Raw genomic sequence first — 16496 nt, forward strand, 5'->3', positions numbered from 1 at the left:
GGTCAGTCGCGGAACTCCTCGAAGAGCGCGGTCGACAGGTACCGCTCGCCGAACGAGGGGATGATGACGACGATGTTCTTGCCCTCGGCCTCGGGGCGGGCCGCGACCTGAAGCGCGGCCCAGATGGCGGCACCGGACGAGATGCCGACGAGGATGCCTTCGGTCGTCGCGACCTTCTTCGCGGTCTCGATCGCGTCGTCGAACGTGACGTCCTGGACCTCGTCGATGACGCCCTGGTCGAGGATCGGGGGGATGAAGTTCGGGCCGATGCCCTGGATCTTGTGGGGACCGGGCTTGCCCTCGGTCAGCAGCGGCGAGTCCTTGGGCTCGACGGCGACGACCTTCGCGGACGGTACCCGCTCCTTGAGCACCTGACCGACACCAGTGATGGTGCCGCCCGTGCCGATGCCGGCGACGAAGTAGTCGACGGCGCCGTCGGTGTCGCGGAGGATCTCCTCGGCGGTCGTCTTCCGGTGGATCTCGACGTTGGCCTGGTTGGCGAACTGCTTGGCGAGCACGGCGCCCGGGGTCTCGGCGGCGATGCGCTCGGCTTCGCCGACCGCGCCCTTCATGCCGAGGGAGGGGTCGGTGAGAACGAGCTCGGCGCCGTAGGCGCGCAGCAGCATCCGGCGCTCGACCGACATCGACGAGGGCATCGTCAGGATGACCTTGTACCCGCGGGCTGCGCCGACCATCGCCAGGGCGATGCCGGTGTTACCGCTCGTGCCTTCGACGATCGTGCCGCCGGGCTTCAGCTCGCCCGAGGCTTCGGCGGCGTCGACGATGGCGATGCCGAGGCGGTCCTTGACCGAGGATGCCGGGTTGTAGAACTCGAGCTTGGCCAGGATGGTCCCGGGCAGACCCTCCGATACGCGGTTCAGTCGGACCAGGGGAGTGTTGCCGAATGCGCTGGTGATGTCGGAGTGGATGCCGGTCATGGGATGCCTTCCGTGCGGATGGAGATCTGGGTCGCGGTTCAGGTGCCCGCGATGCGTCCCCCAGCCTAAGGCGCGCCTGCGGCCGGTGGCCCTGTGTGACGATGCGGCGCGCGGTATCCTGGGCTTTCCCATGTCGACTTCACGGATCTCCGACGCGCCCGCCGGCAGCGACCTCGCACCCCTCGTCCGCACCGCGGCGGCGCGCCTCGCCGCCGCGGGCGTCCCGTCGGCCGATGTGGACGCCGAACTCCTCGCGGCCCATGTCCTCGGGCTCGGCCGTGGCGAGCTGGCTGCCGCGATGATGCGGGGCGATCGGATGCCGGAGCTCGAGGCGACGCGTTTCGCCGAGTTCGTCGAACGCCGCGCGGCGCGCGAACCCCTTCAGCACCTCACCGGCCGGGCGCCGTTCCGGCACATGGAGCTGCGGGTCGGTCCCGGCGTGTTCGTCCCGCGTCCCGAGACCGAGATGGTCGCCCAGCTCGCGATCGACGCGCTCCGCGAGGCTCCCGGCCCCGAGCCCGTCGCGGTCGACCTGGGGACGGGCAGCGGAGCCCTCGCCCTGGCCTTGGCCACCGAGGTGCCGCACGCGCGCGTGCACGCCGCCGAGAACTCGGTCGAGGCGTTCATCTGGGCCAAGGAGAACTTCGCGGAGCAGGCACCGCACGCCCGGCTCGCCTTCATCGACCTCGCCGACGCCTTCCCCGAGCTCGACGGCACCGTCTCGGTCGTCGTCTCGAATCCTCCGTACGTTCCCGACGACGCCGTCCCGCGCGACCCCGAGGTCCGCTTCTGGGATCCGCCCGCGGCCCTCTACGGCGGCGCCGACGGTCTGGACGTCGTCCGCGTCCTCTCGGGCGTCGCGCTGCGCCTGCTGCACCCCGGCGGCACTCTCGTGATCGAGCACGGCGAGTGGCAGGGTCCCGGCATCCGCGAGATCCTGACCGCCGACGGGTGGCGCGGCGCCGCCACCCACCCCGACCTCACCCTGCGCGACCGCGCGACGACCGCCCTCCGCCCCTGATCTCGACCACGTCCCTCTGACGCCCTCCTCCCGTGTTCTCGCAGGTGCAGGAGGGGCGCTCCTCGTAGAATGCTGCGGATATGTCTCCCGTTCTCGACTGCCGTGACGCCGACCAGCTGCTGCCCGCTCTCCGCCAGGCACGGCAAGCGATCGGCCGCGGCGAACTCATCGTGATGCCGACCGACACCGTCTACGGTGTGGCCGCGGACGCCTTCAACGCGTCGGCGGTGGCTCGCCTGCTCGCCGCGAAGGGTCGCGGGCGGCAGTCGCCGCCCCCCGTCCTCGTCTCGGGACCCGACACGATGCGCGCCCTCGTGGCCGAGGTTCCCGAACCCGTCGAGCGTCTCGTCGAGCGTTTCTGGCCGGGCGGGCTCACGATCGTGCTCCCGGCTCAGCCGTCGCTCCGGTGGGACCTGGGCGAGACGCGCGGCACCGTCGCGGTGCGGATGCCGAACGACCGTTTCGCCCTCGAGCTCCTCGAGGAGACGGGCCCGCTTGCGGTGTCCAGCGCGAACCTGACGGGCAAGCCCGCCGCGCTCGGGATCGACTCGGCCGTGCAGATGCTCCGCGACAGCGTCTCGGTGTACCTCGACGGCGGCCTCGTAGAGACCGGCGTCGCCTCGACGATCATCGATGCGACCGGCCTCGTCGGTCGCGACCGGCGCCCGGTGACGGTCCTCCGCGACGGTGCCGTCTCGCGCCAGGGCCTCCGCGACGTCCTCGGCGACCTCCTCGAGCCCGATCCGGTCGACCCCGAAGAATCCGACGCCGCGTGAGGGACTACCTGCTCGCGTTCGTCATCACCGGCGCCCTCACCTTCGTCTTCTCGTGGGTCGTGTGGCGCGTGGCGATGAGATTCGGGCTCCACCCGGCGATCCGCGAGCGGGACGTGCACAAGACCCCCACGCCGCGGCTGGGCGGCGTGGCGATGTTCATCGGGATGCTCGGATTCTTCGTCCTGTCCTCGCAGCTCCCCGCCTTCGCGATCGTCTGGCAGGAGCCGTCGATGGTGTGGTCGCTCCTCGGGGCCGCCGCGCTCATGGTCGTGGTGGGTGTCGCCGACGACCTCTGGGACCTCGACTGGATGATCAAGCTCGGCGCCCAGTTCGTCGCCGCCTGGATCGTCGTGTTCCTCGGCGGCATCCAGATCTTCTATCTGCCCTTCGGCCAGCAGGTCGTCGTGTCGAGCTGGGTGAGCATCAGCCTGTCGATCCTCCTGATCGTGATCGTCATGAACGCGGTCAACTTCATCGACGGTCTCGACGGCCTCGTCGCCGGTGTCTGCCTCATCGCCAACGCGGTGTTCTTCGCCTACTCCGCCATGCTCGTGCGCGATTTCGACAACAGCGAGCAGAGCAACACGGGTGTGTTCATCGCCATCGTGCTGCTCGGCATGTGCGCGGGCTTCCTGCCGTTCAACTGGAATCCGGCGCGGATGTTCATGGGGGATGCCGGTGCGCTCCTGCTCGGGCTCATGATGGCGTCGTCCGCGATCGTCGTGACGGGCAATCTGCCGCCGAACCTGCTGAGCGACAACGACCTCTTCGGCCGCTCGCAGCTGCTCGGTGCCTTCATCCCCGTCATCCTCCCCGTGGTCATCGTGCTGCTCCCGCTCGTCGACTTCGGTCTCGCCGTCGTCCGCCGCATGGCGCAGGGCAAGTCCCCGTTCTCGCCCGACCGCAAGCACCTCCATCACCGGATGCTCGACATGGGGCACACCGACCGCAACGCCGTCTTCGTGTTCTACGCATGGACCGCGGTCGTCTCCCTCTCCGTCCTCCTGATGTACATCGGCACGACGAAGGGGTGGCCGGGGCGGTACTGGCCCGGTGTCGCCTTCCTGATCATCGGATGCGTCGCGTGCGTCCTCGTCACCCTTCCCCCCGCGCGCCGTGCACGTCCGGTCGCGCCCGAGCGAAAGGCCCTCTCATGAGCGCCCTGTCCTCCACCCGCATGCTCCGCACCGCTCTGGTGTGGTCGGGCATCGTCACCCTGGTCCTCGCCGTCGTCGGGGGAGTCGTGGGTCTGCTCGTGGCAGGCGTCTCGGGACTGTCGAGCGCGCTCGTGGCGGTCCTCATGGCGGCCGTCTTCCTCGCGTTCACGATCGTCTCGATCCTCATCGCCAACCGCTTCTACGGCGACCCGCTGTTCGTCCCGATCTTCTTCGGGTCGGTCATGGGCGGATGGATCCTGAAGTTCGTCGTCTTCCTCGTGGTGCTCTTCGTCCTCCGCGACCAGCCCTGGCTCACGCCGATGGTGTTCCTCATCTCCCTGATCGTGAGCATCGTCGCCTCGCTCGTCGTCGACGTCGTCGTCATGATGCGCATGCGGATGCCGGCAGTCAGTGACACGACGCTGCCCACCGCCGCAGAGGTCGAGGCCGCAGAGGTGGAGGCGGGGGAGCGTCGGCACGGGGACACCAGCACCCCAGAGGCCTGATAGGCTGTTTCCGAGCCCGCCTGAACCCCGACGGGAACGCCTGCGGAGTCAGCTCACCGACCATCGTCGCCCGATCGATAGATCGACGCCCCGAAGCTGGAGCCAGCGCTGTTTACTCAAGCTGCGACCCTGATCGCTACTGCCGCCGAAGACGCCCCTGACGAGTTCCATGGACCGTCGATCTCGGAGTTCTTCCCCGATGCGGTCTTCTCGATCGGCCCCCTCGTCGTCAACCGGATCCACCTCATCCAGATCCTCGCGACGATCGCCATCGTCCTGATCTTCTGGTTCGGCACCCGCCGCATGTCGGTCGTCCCCGGCCGCTTCCAGAGCGTCGTCGAGATGGGCCTGGACTTCGTCCGGGTCAACATCGCCGAAGACCTGCTCGGCAAAAAAGACGGACGCCGGTTCCTGCCGATCCTCACCACGATCTTCTTCATGGTGCTGTTCATGAACATCACGGGTGTCATCCCGTTCCTGAACATCGCAGGCTCGTCGATCGTCGCGGTGCCTCTCCTCCTTGCGCTCGTCGCGTACGTGACCTTCATCTACGCCGGTATCAAGGCGAGCCCCGGGAACTTCTTCCGCAACTCGCTGATGCCTCCCGGGCTGCCCTGGTTCCTCTACATCCTGATCATCCCGCTCGAGTTCCTCTCGACGTTCATCATCCGGCCCGTCACGCTGACGCTCCGACTGCTGATGAACATGATCGTCGGGCACCTCATGCTCGTCCTGTTCTTCGCAGCGACGCAGTTCTTCCTCATCACCCTGGGCGGCTGGTTCTCGGCGCTCGCGGCCGGAACGCTCGCGTTCGGGTTCGCCTTCACGATCTTCGAGATCTTCGTCGCCTTCCTCCAGGCATACGTCTTCGCCATCCTCACCGCGGTCTACATCCAGCTCGCGGTGGCAGAAGAGCACTAAGCGGTCCGGCGCACGCCGAGCCATCCAACCGAAAGGAAACACCTCCGTGGACGCAACTACGGTTCTCGCCGCCCTCGAGGGCAACGTCGCGACGATGGGTTACGGCCTCGCCGCCATCGGCCCCGCTATCGGTGTGGGCATCGTCGTCGGCAAGACGATCGAGGGCGTGGCCCGTCAGCCCGAGCTGGCCGGTCGCCTGCAGGTCCTGATGTTCATCGGTATCGCCTTCACCGAGGCGCTCGCCTTCATCGGCATCGCGACCTACTTCATCTTCCAGTAAACCGCGACTCAGATCACTAAGGAGACAGGATGCTGAACGCTCTTGTCGCGTACGCAGCCGAAGAGGGCGGGTCTCACAACCCGCTGATCCCGGCTTGGTACGACATCATCTGGTCCGGGGTCTGCTTCGTCGTGATCCTGTTCGTCTTCTGGCGGGTCGCCCTCCCGAAGATGCAGGTCCTGCTCGACCAGCGCGCCGCTGCCATCGAGGGCAACATCGCGAAGGCCGACGAGGCTCAGCGCAAGGCGGAAGCCGCCCTCGAGGAGTACACGGCCCAGCTGGCCGAGGCTCGCAAGGAGGCCGGCGAGATCCGCGAGACCGCCCGCGAGGACGGTAAGAAGATCGTCGCCGAGGCCAAGGACAACGCGTCGGCCGAGGCCGCACGCCTGACCTCCGCTGCGCACCACCAGATCGAGGCCGAGCGCCAGACCGCGCTCGTCTCGCTGCGGAGCGAAGTGGGCACCCTCGCCCTCGACCTCGCCGGTGGTGTCATCGGCGAGACGCTGTCCGACGACGCCAAGGCCAAGGCCGTGGTCGACCGCTTCCTGGCCGACCTCGAATCCTCCGAGAAGGCAGCGAAGTAATGGGCAGCGCGACCACTCAAGCCCTCGCGGCGACGACGTCGGCCCTCACGGCCGCGCCGGGCGTCGACCTCGGTGTCGCCCGCGAGCTCTTCGCCGCGGTGCGCACCCTGGCCGGCTCGTCGCAGCTGAGCGGCGCGCTCTCGGATGCCTCGGTGCCCGCCGAAGCTCGACGTGCGCTCGTTTTGCGCGTCTTCGGCGGGTACTCGGCTGCGACCGGGTCGGTCCTCGACGCGGCCGTCGCCGAGCGCTGGTCGTCGTCGGCGGACCTGATCTCGGGGATCGAGGAGGCCGGCGTCCGCGCCGCCGCCATGGCCGAGCCGCAGGTCGACGTCGAGGCCGAGCTCTTCTCCGTGGCGCGCACGATCGCCGCCAACCCCGAGCTTGAGCTCGCGCTGGGCAGCCGGCTCGGTGACGCATCCGCCAAGGGCGCGCTCATCGAGAGCCTGCTGAACGGCCGCGCCGCCGCATCGACGGTTGCGATCGTGTCGTCTCTCGTCCAGGTACCGCGGGAACGACGGGTCCGCTCGATGCTCAGCCGTGCGCTGCGTGTCGTCGCGGACCAGCGGGGACGCGCCGTGGCCACCGTCTTCGCGGCCGCGGAGCTCACCGACGAGCAGACGTCCCGCCTCCAGCGCACCCTCGCGGCGCGCTACGGCACCGAGGTCTCGCTGAACGTCGTCCTCGACCCCACGGTCGTCGGCGGTGTCCGCATCGAGATCGGCGACGACGTGATCGACGCCACCGTCTCGTCCCGACTGGGCGACCTCCGCCAGCGTCTGGCGGGCTGACTCTTCCCGCTCCACCGAGGAGCGGACCCGGCAGGCCAGGTGCCCGCCACAAGACCTCACTAAGAAGGAAGACCATGGCAGAACTGTCCATCAGCCCCGACGTCATCCGTGACGCGCTGAAAGACTTCGTCGCCGCCTACGAGCCCACCGGGGCAGCGGCGACCGAGGTCGGCACCGTCGTCGACGCCGCGGACGGCATCGCCCACGTCGAGGGCCTGCCCGGCGTGATGGCGAACGAGCTCGTGCGCTTCGAGAACGGCGTCGAAGGCCTCGCGCAGAACCTCGACGAGCACGAGATCGGTGTCGTCGTCCTCGGTGACTTCTCGGGCATCGAAGCCGGCCAGAAGGTCACCCGCTCCGGCGAGGTCCTCTCGGTCGGTGTCGGCGAGGGCTACCTCGGCCGCGTCGTCGACCCGCTCGGCAACCCGATCGACGGTCTCGGCGAGATCGCCACGACCGGCCGCCGTGCCCTCGAGCTGCAGGCGCCCGGCGTCATGCAGCGCAAGTCGGTCCACGAGCCGATGCAGACCGGCATCAAGGCCATCGACGCGATGATTCCAGTCGGCCGCGGTCAGCGCCAGCTGATCATCGGCGACCGTCAGACCGGCAAGACGGCCATCGCGATCGACACGATCATCAACCAGAAGGCCAACTGGGAGTCGGGCGACGTCACGAAGCAGGTCCGCTGCATCTACGTCGCGATCGGCCAGAAGGGCTCGACCATCGCTTCGGTGAAGGGCGCCCTCGAGGACGCCGGTGCCATGGAGTACACGACGATCGTCGCGGCCCCGGCATCCGACCCCGCGGGCTTCAAGTACCTCGCTCCTTACACCGGCTCGGCCATCGGTCAGCACTGGATGTACGAGGGCAAGCACGTCCTGATCATCTTCGACGACCTGTCCAAGCAGGCCGAGGCCTACCGCGCGGTATCGCTGCTCCTGCGTCGTCCGCCGGGCCGTGAGGCGTACCCCGGTGACGTCTTCTACCTGCACTCGCGTCTGCTCGAGCGTTGCGCGAAGCTGTCCGACGAGCTCGGTGCCGGTTCGATGACGGGTCTCCCCATCATCGAGACCAAGGCCAACGACGTCTCGGCGTACATCCCGACCAACGTGATCTCGATCACCGACGGCCAGATCTTCCTGCAGTCCGACCTCTTCAACGCCAACCAGCGTCCCGCGGTCGACGTGGGTATCTCGGTCTCGCGTGTCGGTGGCGACGCCCAGGTGAAGTCGATCAAGAAGGTCTCGGGAACGCTCAAGCTCGAGCTCGCCCAGTACCGCTCGCTCGAGGCCTTCGCGATGTTCGCATCCGACCTCGACGCCGCGTCGCGTCGACAGCTGGCTCGTGGTGCACGTCTGACGGAGCTCCTGAAGCAGCCGCAGTACTCGCCGTACCCCGTCGAGGAGCAGGTCGTCTCGATCTGGGCCGGAACGAACGGCAAGCTCGACACGATCGAGGTGGAGGACGTCCTCCGTTTCGAGCGCGAACTGCTCGACCACCTGAAGCGGAACACGTCGATCCTCGACACCCTGCGCGACTCGAACGTGCTCGACGACAACACCGCCGGCGAGCTCGAGAAGGCCGTCGACGCCTTCGTCCTCGAGTTCCAGGGCGGCAAGGGTCAGGCACTCGGCACGCCGGGTCACGAAGAGGTCGCTGCTGCGGACGTCGATGACGTGAACCAGGAGAAGATCGTCAAGGGCCGCCGCGGCTGACGCCGACGGGAGACTCATAACCTATGGGCGCACAACTCAGGGTCTACAAGCAGAAGATCTCTTCTGCTCAGACGACCAAGAAGATCACGAAGGCGATGGAACTCATCGCGGCTTCGCGCATCCAGAAGGCGATGGCTCGCGTCCGCGCGTCCAACCCCTTCGCGCGGGCCGTCACGCGTGCCGTCTCCGCCGTGTCGACGCACTCCAACGTGCAGCACCCGCTGACCACCGAGCGGGAGCAGATCCGTCGTTCCGCCGTCGTCGTCTTCGGTTCCGACCGCGGCCTCGCCGGCGCGTTCAACTCGCAGGTCATCCGCGAGGCTCTGCAGCTCGGCGAGCTGCTGCGCAGCCAGAGTGTCGAGCCGGTCTACTTCCTGGTGGGCCGCAAGCCGGTCGGGTTCTTCCAGTTCCGTCGCATCGCGACGGCGGGGGAGTGGATCGGTGACACCGACACCCCGGCGTTCTCGACGGCCGAGGAGATCGCGGCGGCACTGATCGCCGCGTACGAGCTCGGCGGCGGCGAGGGCGGCGTGGATGAGATCAACCTCGTCTATAACCGCTTCGTCAGCATGATGACGCAGACGCCGGAGACGGTCCGTCTGCTGCCCCTCGAGGTCGTCGAGGCGGAGGACACGGCATCGAGCCAGGTCTACCCGCTCTACGAGTTCGAACCGGATGCCGAGACGGTGCTCGACGCGCTGCTGCCGGTGTACGTGCAGAGCCGCGTGTTCAATGCGCTCCTGCAGTCGTCCGCCGCGAAGCAGGCCGCCACGCAGAAGGCGATGAAGTCCGCCAGCGACAACGCCGACAAGCTCATCACCGACTACACCCGCCTGCGCAACAACGCGCGTCAGGCGGAGATCACGCAGCAGATCGCCGAGATCGTCGGCGGCGCCGACGCGCTGGCGTCGGGCAAATAGACCACACGAAAGAAGAGAAGCCATGAGCCTCACCGCTGAGAAGACGGAGACCCCCGTCGTCGGCCGCGTCGCGCGCGTCACCGGCCCGGTCGTCGACATCGAGTTCCCGCACGACTCGATCCCCGAGATCTACAACGCTCTGAAGACCACGATCGTGATCGGCGACCAGTCGACCGAGATCACCCTCGAGGTCGCCCAGCACCTGGGCGACGACCTCGTCCGCGCCATCTCGCTGAAGCCGACCGACGGCATGGTCCGCGGCCAGGAGGTGCGCAACACCGGCGGTCCCATCACGGTTCCCGTCGGCGACGTCACCAAGGGCAAGGTCTTCAACGTCACGGGTGACGTCCTGAACGCCGCACCGGGCGAGACCATCGAGGTCACCGAGCGCTGGGGCATCCACCGCCAGGCGCCGAACTTCGACCAGCTCGAGTCCAAGACCGAGATGTTCGAGACCGGCATCAAGAGCATCGACCTGCTCACCCCGTACGTGCAGGGTGGAAAGATCGGTCTGTTCGGTGGCGCCGGTGTCGGCAAGACCGTCCTCATCCAGGAGATGATCCAGCGCGTCGCGCAGGACCACGGTGGTGTGTCGGTGTTCGCCGGTGTCGGTGAGCGCACCCGTGAGGGCAACGACCTCATCGCCGAGATGGAAGAGGCGGGTGTCTTCGACAAGACCGCCCTCGTCTTCGGCCAGATGGACGAGCCGCCGGGGACGCGCCTCCGTGTCGCCCTGTCGGCGCTGACGATGGCGGAGTACTTCCGCGATGTCCAGAAGCAGGACGTGCTCCTCTTCATCGACAACATCTTCCGCTTCACGCAGGCCGGTTCCGAGGTCTCCACGCTGCTGGGCCGCATGCCCTCCGCCGTGGGTTACCAGCCGAACCTCGCCGACGAGATGGGCGTGCTCCAGGAGCGCATCACCTCGACGCGTGGTCACTCGATCACCTCGCTGCAGGCGATCTACGTCCCCGCCGACGACTACACCGACCCGGCTCCGGCGACCACGTTCGCGCACCTCGACGCGACCACCGAGCTCTCGCGTGAGATCGCATCGAAGGGTCTGTACCCCGCGATCGACCCGCTGACCTCGACGAGCCGCATCCTCGACCCGCGCTACATCGGTGAGGATCACTACCGTGTGGCCACGTCGGTGAAGCAGATCCTTCAGAAGAACAAGGAACTGCAGGAGATCATCGCGATCCTCGGTGTCGACGAGCTCTCCGAAGAGGACAAGATCGTCGTGTCGCGCGCACGCCGCATCCAGCAGTTCCTCTCGCAGAACACCTACATGGCCAAGAAGTTCACCGGCGTCGAGGGCTCCACGGTCCCGATCAAGGAGACCATCGAGTCGTTCGACGCGATCGTCAAGGGTGACTTCGACCACGTGGCCGAGCAGGCCTTCTTCAACGTCGGTGGCATCGGCGACGTCGAAGAGAAGTGGGCTCAGATCCAGAAGGAGAACGGCTGACATGGCGCTGACCGTCACCCTCGTCTCCGCTGAGGCGGAGGTCTGGCACGGCGAGGCGAGCCTCGTCGTGGCCAAGACGGTCGAGGGCGAGATCGGCTTCATGGCCGGTCACGAGCCCGTGCTCGCGATCCTCGCCGAAGGACAGGTCCGCATCACGCAGTCGAACGGCGAGAAGATCGTCGCGACGGCGGAGGACGGTTTCCTCTCGATGGAGAACGACGAGCTCACCATCGTGGCCGGGAACGCAGCCCTGCAGTCCTGACACCCCTTTCACGCAGCGCCGCCCGGTTCGCCGGGCGGCGCTGCGCTTTTCCCTGGAGGTCGCGTCGTGCTGATCCTGCTCCCGCCATCCGAGACGAAGCGCCCCGGCGGCGACGGACCGCCGTGGCATGCGGACGCTCTCTCGTTCCCGGGCCTCCGCGCCGAACGCGATCGGGTGGTCGATGCGCTCGTCGCGCTGAGTGACGACGAGGACACCGCGGCCCGGGTGCTCAAGTTGTCCGCCCGGCAGCGGGGGGAGATCGCCGTGAACGCCGCGCTCCGGACCTCGCCCACGGTCCCCGCCGCGGACCGGTACACCGGCGTGCTGTTCGACGCCCTCGACGCGTCGACCCTGGATGACGCGGCCCGGGAGTGGCTGCGGACCCGTGTCGCGATCCACTCGGCGCCCTTCGGCGTCGTGGGGGCACTCGACCCGCTTCCCGCTTACCGGCTGGGTGCCGGCATCCGCCTCCCCGGTCTGCCGTCGATGAGGTCGGTGTGGGCGGATGCCGTCGGTGCCGCGATCGCGGCTACGGCGCCGTCGTTCGTGCTCGACCTGCGGTCGGAGGCGTATGTGACGCTGGGGCCCGTGCCGGCGGAGATCCCGCAGGCCTATGTGCGGGTCGTCTCCGAGGGGCCCGACGGCGCTGTCCGCGCGCTCAACCATTTCAACAAGCACGCGAAGGGGGAGCTGGTCCGCCGCCTCGCCTCGACCCGGCCCCACACCACGGATCCGGCCGGGCTCATGCGATGGGCGCAGGACGAGGGGATCGTCCTGCGCCCATCGGGGGCCGGAGAGCTGGAGCTCGTCGTGCCTCCCGTTACGAGATGAGGCGGAGCGTGACCGGGTAGCGGTAGCTTCCGCCGGCGTTGACGCGCACCCCGCCGAGGATCGAGAACACGATGTTCACGACCCACAGGGCGACGGGGAGAAGTCCGATCAGCAGGCCGATGACCGGGATCCAGCCGAGCACGAGCGTGAGGATCCAGGCCGCGACCATCGCGATCGTGAACGTGATCTGCCAGTTGAGCGCTTCTTTGCCTTCGGCGTTCGTCCGGGGTCCCCGGTCCTTGAAGATCAGCCAGATGACGAGGGCGGGAACGAATCCGATGACGCCGCCGAAGTGCGCGAAGGATGCCCACTGCTTGTCCTGGTCGGGCGGAAGCGGACCCGAGGGCGCCGGTTGGGCGTAGGGCTGCGACGGAGGCTGCTGCCCGTAGGGCTGCTGCGCTGGCGGTGAGTAGGGCTGCTGCGGCGATGCCGGGTGGTCGTTGGGCGCCTGCCCGGGGGGCGGCGTCGGACCGCCAGCGGGAGGAGTGGGCCCGCCGTTCTGCGGGGGATTCGGATCTGACATCGCTGTGTCCTCCTGTCGGGGTCGCCGCGGGCGCGGCGTCCGGCGCGCGTGCGCCGGTTCAGCGAAACCGTAGTGCCCTCCACCAGTGCAGGGCAACGGCTTGTGCCGCGAGATGACGGGGGTGGTGTCCACTAGAGTGTGAAGACGCTGCACCGATCAGGAAAGAAGGCGGAGCGTGCCCGAAGTCGTCACCTCATCCCGCGTCGTCACCACCGGCACGGGTTCCGTCGAGGTGCGCTGGGCCGAGGTCACCCACCAGGGCCGGCGACGCGAGAACAACCAGGACGCCGTCCTCTCCGCGTTCCCCCTCTTCGTCGTCGCAGACGGCATGGGCGGTCACATCGGCGGCGAGATCGCGAGCTCTCGGACCGTCGAGCGACTGTCGGCCGCGGTCGATCGTGGAACCGTCTCTCCCGAAGTGATCGAGGACGCCCTCGAGCGCGCGGTCGATGACATCGCGTCGCATTCCGAGACGACGGACGACGGCACCGGCACGACCGTGACCGGCGTCTACCTCGACCTCACGGGTGACGAGCCGACCTGGGTGACTCTCAATATCGGCGACTCGCGCGTGTATCTCCTCCGCGACGGCGCCCTCGCTCAGGTGACGACCGACCACTCGGTGGTCCAGGAACTCATCGCCGCCGGTCGCCTCAGCCCCGAAGAGGCCGAGAACCACCCCTACGGGAACGTCATCACCCGTGCCGTGGGACCGAGCGACGGTGTCGTTCCCGACTACGTCCGTCTCGAGGTGGTCGACGGCGATCGCTTCGTCGTCTGCAGCGACGGGCTGACCAAAGAACTCACCGACTACGGCATCCTCCACTTCCTTCTGCAGCACCACGATCCGGCCGCCGCAGTCGACGCGATGCTCGAAGCCGCGCTCGAGAACGGCGGCCGCGACAACGTCTCGATCATCGTCGTGGGTGCGCGGTTCCTCTCGGCGGACGACGACACCGCGACCGTCGAGATCTCCTCCCCGGTCGCCTCCTGACGGATTCCTTCCACAGGCCGTCGTCCCCCGCGTCTGCGGGTGGTGTCGTCTGACGAGAGTGGATGCGTGTCCACTCTCGCTCCCGATGACCCGCTGACCCTCCCGCGTCGACCCGCGCCGACACCGCGTCCGCCGCTTCCGGTGATGACCGCCGTCGTACCGGTCATCGGCGCGGTCGTCCTCTGGGCGGTGACGGGATCGGCCTACGCCCTCCTGTTCGCAGCGCTCGGACCCCTGATCGCGGTGGCCTCGGTCGCGGACGCCGCGCGCACGTCGAGGCGGACCGCGAAGAAGGATGCCGCAGCCCTCAGGCGCGAGCTCGCGCAGGCCGAAGTCGAGGTCGCCCGCAGACACGAGGACGAACGCGAGCAGCGGTGGGCGACGCATCCGGACGTTCAACGGTTCCTCGCGATGCCCGAATCGATCTGGCGCTCCGTGGCCGAACGCGAGGCCATGCTGGTCGTCGGGTCCGGTGATGACGCAAGCGCTCTCCGCGTCACGGGCGGCGACGGTGATGACGAGGCGACCGCGCTGCGTCGCAGCGCCGGCGTCCTCAGCGACGTCCCCGTGCCGATCCCCCTGACGACCGGGGTCGCCGTCATCGGACCGCCCCGACTGGCGGCGGCCGTGACGCGCGCCCTCGCCCTGCAGATCCTCCTGTGCCTGGCTCCCGGTCGGGTGCGGCTGGGCGACGGCGGGCCGGCGTGGACGGATGCCGCTCCCCACCGCGCCGCGGTGGTGGGACCCCTCCTCCAGATTCTGGAAGAGGGAGGTCTGGTGGGCGGCGATGTCGACGTCCCGCTCGTCGTCGTCCCCGAAGGCGCCCCGCCGCCCCCGCGGTGCGGGGCGGTCCTCAGGCTCACCGGCCCCACGACGGCACGCCTCGACCTCGACGGTCGATCCCGCGACGTGACCGTCGAGGTCGTGTCGGAGCACCAGGCGGCACGGGCGGCGGAGCTGCTGTCCGAGCGGGCGACCCGAGCACTGGGGAACACGGTCGACCTGCCGATCACGCTCCGCGACGCGATGCGCAGCGCCCCCGCGGCGGGGCCGGGGTCGCTTCCCGCAGCCTTCGCCGCGGCCGGCGGTGCCGTGTTCCCGATCGACCTGGTCCATGACGGTCCGCACGCCGTCGTCATCGGGATGACCGGAGCGGGCAAGAGCGAGCTCCTCACATCGTGGGTGGTGTCGTTGTGCGCCGCGCACACGGCTTCGCAGGTGGGGCTCCTCCTCGTCGACTTCAAGGGAGGGAGGACGTTCGACCATCTCGCGTCGCTGCCGCACGTGACGGGGGTCCTGACCGACCTCGACGAGCCGACGACCGTCCGCGCGATCGAGAGCCTCCGCGCCGAGGTGAGGTATCGGGAGCGGACCCTCGCCGCGCGAGGCGCCCGCGACATCGACGAAGCGGGCGACGCGCTCGGCCGCCTCGTGATCGTCGTCGACGAATACGCGGCGCTCGTCGCTGCGCATCCCGTCCTCCACGATGTGTTCGGCGACCTCGCGGCGCGCGGCCGGGCGCTCGGCATCCATCTGATCCTCGCGGCGCAGCGGGCGAACGGTGTCTTCCGGGATGCGGTCCTCGCCAACGCGCCGCTCCGCATCGCGCTCCGGGTGGCTGACGGATCCGACTCGCGCGCCGTGCTGGGCGTCGACGACGCCTGTCGACTCTCCGGGCGGCCCGAGGCGCGCGGCACCGCACTCGTCCGCCGCAGCCGCGACACGGCGCCGCAGGCGGTCCGGGTAGCCTTGTGCGACGGCGCAGTCATCGCCGAGACGGTCGAGAGCCGTCGTGGTGACCGTGCGCGGCGCCCGTGGCTTCCCGCGCTCCCCGAGCGGATTCCGCTGTCGCCGTCGCCGGGCCGGGACGGGGTGCTGCTCGGCGTCGCCGACGAGCCCGAGCAGCAGCGCCAGCGCGAGGTCATCTGGGAGGATCCCGCCCTGGTGGTCATCGGCGGCCCCGGCAGCGGCAGGACCGGCGTCCTGCGCGCCGTCGCCGCGCAGTCGACGGTGCGGGTGGTGCCGCCGGACCCCGAGGGAGCGTGGGACACCCTCACCGGTATCGAGGGGATGCCGGCCGGCACGACGCTCCTCGTCGACGATCTCGACGTGGTGCTGTCGGCCCTGCCGGGGGAGTACGGCGCCGTCGCGGCGGAGGCACTGGAGAGCGCGCTGCGCGCGGCCCGGGCCCGCGGCATCCGGGTCGTGCTGACGACGCAGCGCGTCGGCGGCGGCGTGGGGCGGATCCTCGAGCTCGTGCCTCGGCGGCTCATCCTGGCAACGGCATCCCGCGCCGACCATGTCGCGGCGGGAGGGGAATCGGCCGACTTCGTCGTGGACCCGCCACCCGGACGCGGAAGGCTCGGTCGCACGCTCGTCCAGGTGGTGGATGCCGGTGAGCTGCCGTTGCACGGGCCCAGCGAGGGGCCGCCGGTGTGGCAGCCGGGCCGGCGTCCCGCAGCGGTGGTGGTGCCCGCGGGGCCACGATCGCGTCGGTTGACGGAGGCGTGGGAGCGGATGGGGATCCGGGTCGATTCGGTCGACGGCGAGGCTCGCCTGGCCCGCGGCGGTGTCGTGATCGGATCACCGGACGCCTGGCTCGCACAGTGGCGCCTGCTCGCGGCAGCGCGTGCCGACGGCGACCTCGTCATCGATGCCGCGTGCGCCGCCGAGTACCGGTCGCTCGTCGGTACGCGTGACCTGCCGCCGTTCGCCGTCCCGGGGGCGTCGCGGGCCTGGGTGCACTCTCCCGACCGGCCCGTGCGCCGAGTGCTGCTTGCCGGTGAGGGGGAGGGGGCCGGCTGACAGG

17 protein-coding genes are annotated in these 16496 nt (G+C 69.2%); 15 read left to right on the plus strand and 2 right to left on the minus strand.

The genetic code is table 11. From position 1 onward, the window contains the following. Positions 1-2 precede the first annotated feature (2 nt). Positions 3-938 carry a cysteine synthase A gene (gene cysK, locus Q9S78_RS08250; RefSeq protein WP_018188635.1) on the minus strand — a complete coding sequence of 312 codons (936 nt, stop codon included), beginning with the start codon at positions 936-938 and terminating at the stop codon, positions 3-5. Positions 939-1068: 130 nt separating this feature from the next. Between cysK and prmC the strand changes: the two genes are divergently transcribed. From prmC to Q9S78_RS08315, 13 genes are all read left to right on the plus strand, one after another. Continuing rightward, positions 1069-1959 carry a peptide chain release factor N(5)-glutamine methyltransferase gene (gene prmC / locus Q9S78_RS08255; RefSeq protein WP_020096823.1) on the plus strand — a complete coding sequence of 297 codons (891 nt, stop codon included), beginning with the start codon at positions 1069-1071 and terminating at the stop codon, positions 1957-1959. 80 nt (positions 1960-2039) lie between these two features. After that, complete coding sequence (locus Q9S78_RS08260; protein WP_116228678.1) at positions 2040-2735, plus strand: L-threonylcarbamoyladenylate synthase; 696 nt, start codon at positions 2040-2042, stop codon at positions 2733-2735. Then, positions 2732-3892, plus strand: a complete 1161-nt coding sequence (locus Q9S78_RS08265; protein ID WP_018188632.1) for an MraY family glycosyltransferase — start codon at positions 2732-2734, stop codon at positions 3890-3892. The genes Q9S78_RS08260 and Q9S78_RS08265 overlap by 4 nt, the downstream gene beginning before the upstream one ends. Further along, entirely contained in the window at positions 3889-4398 is a 510-nt protein-coding gene (locus Q9S78_RS08270) for a Cg1360 family ATP-synthase-associated protein (protein ID WP_116228679.1), read from the plus strand. Before Q9S78_RS08265 ends, Q9S78_RS08270 begins: the two co-directional genes overlap by 4 nt. A gap of 129 nt (positions 4399-4527) precedes the next feature. Next, positions 4528-5319, plus strand: a complete 792-nt coding sequence (gene atpB, locus Q9S78_RS08275) for a F0F1 ATP synthase subunit A (protein ID WP_311857930.1) — start codon at positions 4528-4530, stop codon at positions 5317-5319. Positions 5320-5365: 46 nt separating this feature from the next. Next, positions 5366-5599 carry an ATP synthase F0 subunit C gene (gene atpE / locus Q9S78_RS08280; protein ID WP_018188628.1) on the plus strand — a complete coding sequence of 78 codons (234 nt, stop codon included), beginning with the start codon at positions 5366-5368 and terminating at the stop codon, positions 5597-5599. Positions 5600-5628: 29 nt separating this feature from the next. Continuing rightward, the gene (locus Q9S78_RS08285; RefSeq protein WP_116228681.1) at positions 5629-6183 is read left to right on the plus strand and encodes a F0F1 ATP synthase subunit B; all 555 of its coding nucleotides are present in this window, start codon (positions 5629-5631) and stop codon (positions 6181-6183) included. Further along, the gene (locus tag Q9S78_RS08290) at positions 6183-6971 is read left to right on the plus strand and encodes a F0F1 ATP synthase subunit delta (RefSeq protein WP_116228682.1); all 789 of its coding nucleotides are present in this window, start codon (positions 6183-6185) and stop codon (positions 6969-6971) included. Before Q9S78_RS08285 ends, Q9S78_RS08290 begins: the two co-directional genes overlap by 1 nt. A 74-nt stretch (positions 6972-7045) precedes the next feature. Next, complete coding sequence (gene atpA, locus Q9S78_RS08295; protein WP_018188625.1) at positions 7046-8686, plus strand: F0F1 ATP synthase subunit alpha; 1641 nt, start codon at positions 7046-7048, stop codon at positions 8684-8686. 23 nt (positions 8687-8709) lie between these two features. Continuing rightward, complete coding sequence (locus tag Q9S78_RS08300) at positions 8710-9606, plus strand: F0F1 ATP synthase subunit gamma (protein ID WP_018188624.1); 897 nt, start codon at positions 8710-8712, stop codon at positions 9604-9606. A gap of 22 nt (positions 9607-9628) precedes the next feature. Further along, positions 9629-11077, plus strand: a complete 1449-nt coding sequence (gene atpD / locus Q9S78_RS08305; RefSeq protein ID WP_018188623.1) for a F0F1 ATP synthase subunit beta — start codon at positions 9629-9631, stop codon at positions 11075-11077. Between the two features lies 1 nt (position 11078). Beyond that, positions 11079-11339, plus strand: a complete 261-nt coding sequence (locus tag Q9S78_RS08310) for a F0F1 ATP synthase subunit epsilon (RefSeq protein WP_018188622.1) — start codon at positions 11079-11081, stop codon at positions 11337-11339. Between the two features lie 66 nt (positions 11340-11405). Further along, a complete protein-coding gene (locus tag Q9S78_RS08315) occupies positions 11406-12170 on the plus strand; it encodes a YaaA family protein (protein ID WP_311869973.1) in 765 nt (254 codons plus the stop codon). Here Q9S78_RS08315 and Q9S78_RS08320 read toward each other — a convergent pair. Beyond that, the gene (locus Q9S78_RS08320; RefSeq protein WP_311869974.1) at positions 12160-12693 is read right to left on the minus strand and encodes a DUF4870 domain-containing protein; all 534 of its coding nucleotides are present in this window, start codon (positions 12691-12693) and stop codon (positions 12160-12162) included. The two genes, Q9S78_RS08315 and Q9S78_RS08320, sit on opposite strands and share 11 nt — an antisense overlap. A gap of 175 nt (positions 12694-12868) precedes the next feature. On the opposite strand from Q9S78_RS08320, the gene Q9S78_RS08325 reads away from it, so the two are divergent. Together Q9S78_RS08325 and Q9S78_RS08330 are read left to right on the plus strand one after the other, a co-directional pair. Beyond that, positions 12869-13687 (plus strand): PP2C family protein-serine/threonine phosphatase, encoded by an 819-nt coding sequence (locus Q9S78_RS08325; RefSeq protein ID WP_018188619.1) that lies wholly within the window; start codon positions 12869-12871, stop codon positions 13685-13687. A 66-nt stretch (positions 13688-13753) separates the two neighbouring features. After that, positions 13754-16492: an FtsK/SpoIIIE domain-containing protein gene (locus tag Q9S78_RS08330; RefSeq protein ID WP_311869975.1), complete on the plus strand. Its 2739-nt coding sequence runs from the start codon at positions 13754-13756 to the stop codon at positions 16490-16492. The last annotated feature ends 4 nt before the right edge of the window (positions 16493-16496 follow it).

It is taken from the genome of Microbacterium aquilitoris, from assembly GCF_031932285.1.
Classification (GTDB): domain Bacteria; phylum Actinomycetota; class Actinomycetes; order Actinomycetales; family Microbacteriaceae; genus Microbacterium; species Microbacterium aquilitoris.

Bases quoted from the DNA above. Each gene is read 5' to 3' on its own strand.
- cysK (WP_018188635.1), bottom strand. From the start codon at position 938: ATGACCGGCATCCACTCCGACATCACCAGCGCATTCGGCAACACTCCC.
- prmC (WP_020096823.1), top strand. From the start codon at position 1,069: ATGTCGACTTCACGGATCTCCGACGCGCCCGCCGGCAGCGACCTCGCA.
- Q9S78_RS08260 (WP_116228678.1), top strand. From the start codon at position 2,040: ATGTCTCCCGTTCTCGACTGCCGTGACGCCGACCAGCTGCTGCCCGCT.
- Q9S78_RS08270 (WP_116228679.1), top strand. From the start codon at position 3,889: ATGAGCGCCCTGTCCTCCACCCGCATGCTCCGCACCGCTCTGGTGTGG.
- Q9S78_RS08285 (WP_116228681.1), top strand. From the start codon at position 5,629: ATGCTGAACGCTCTTGTCGCGTACGCAGCCGAAGAGGGCGGGTCTCAC.
- Q9S78_RS08290 (WP_116228682.1), top strand. From the start codon at position 6,183: ATGGGCAGCGCGACCACTCAAGCCCTCGCGGCGACGACGTCGGCCCTC.
- atpA (WP_018188625.1), top strand. From the start codon at position 7,046: ATGGCAGAACTGTCCATCAGCCCCGACGTCATCCGTGACGCGCTGAAA.
- Q9S78_RS08300 (WP_018188624.1), top strand. From the start codon at position 8,710: ATGGGCGCACAACTCAGGGTCTACAAGCAGAAGATCTCTTCTGCTCAG.
- atpD (WP_018188623.1), top strand. From the start codon at position 9,629: ATGAGCCTCACCGCTGAGAAGACGGAGACCCCCGTCGTCGGCCGCGTC.
- Q9S78_RS08310 (WP_018188622.1), top strand. From the start codon at position 11,079: ATGGCGCTGACCGTCACCCTCGTCTCCGCTGAGGCGGAGGTCTGGCAC.
- Q9S78_RS08320 (WP_311869974.1), bottom strand. From the start codon at position 12,693: ATGTCAGATCCGAATCCCCCGCAGAACGGCGGGCCCACTCCTCCCGCT.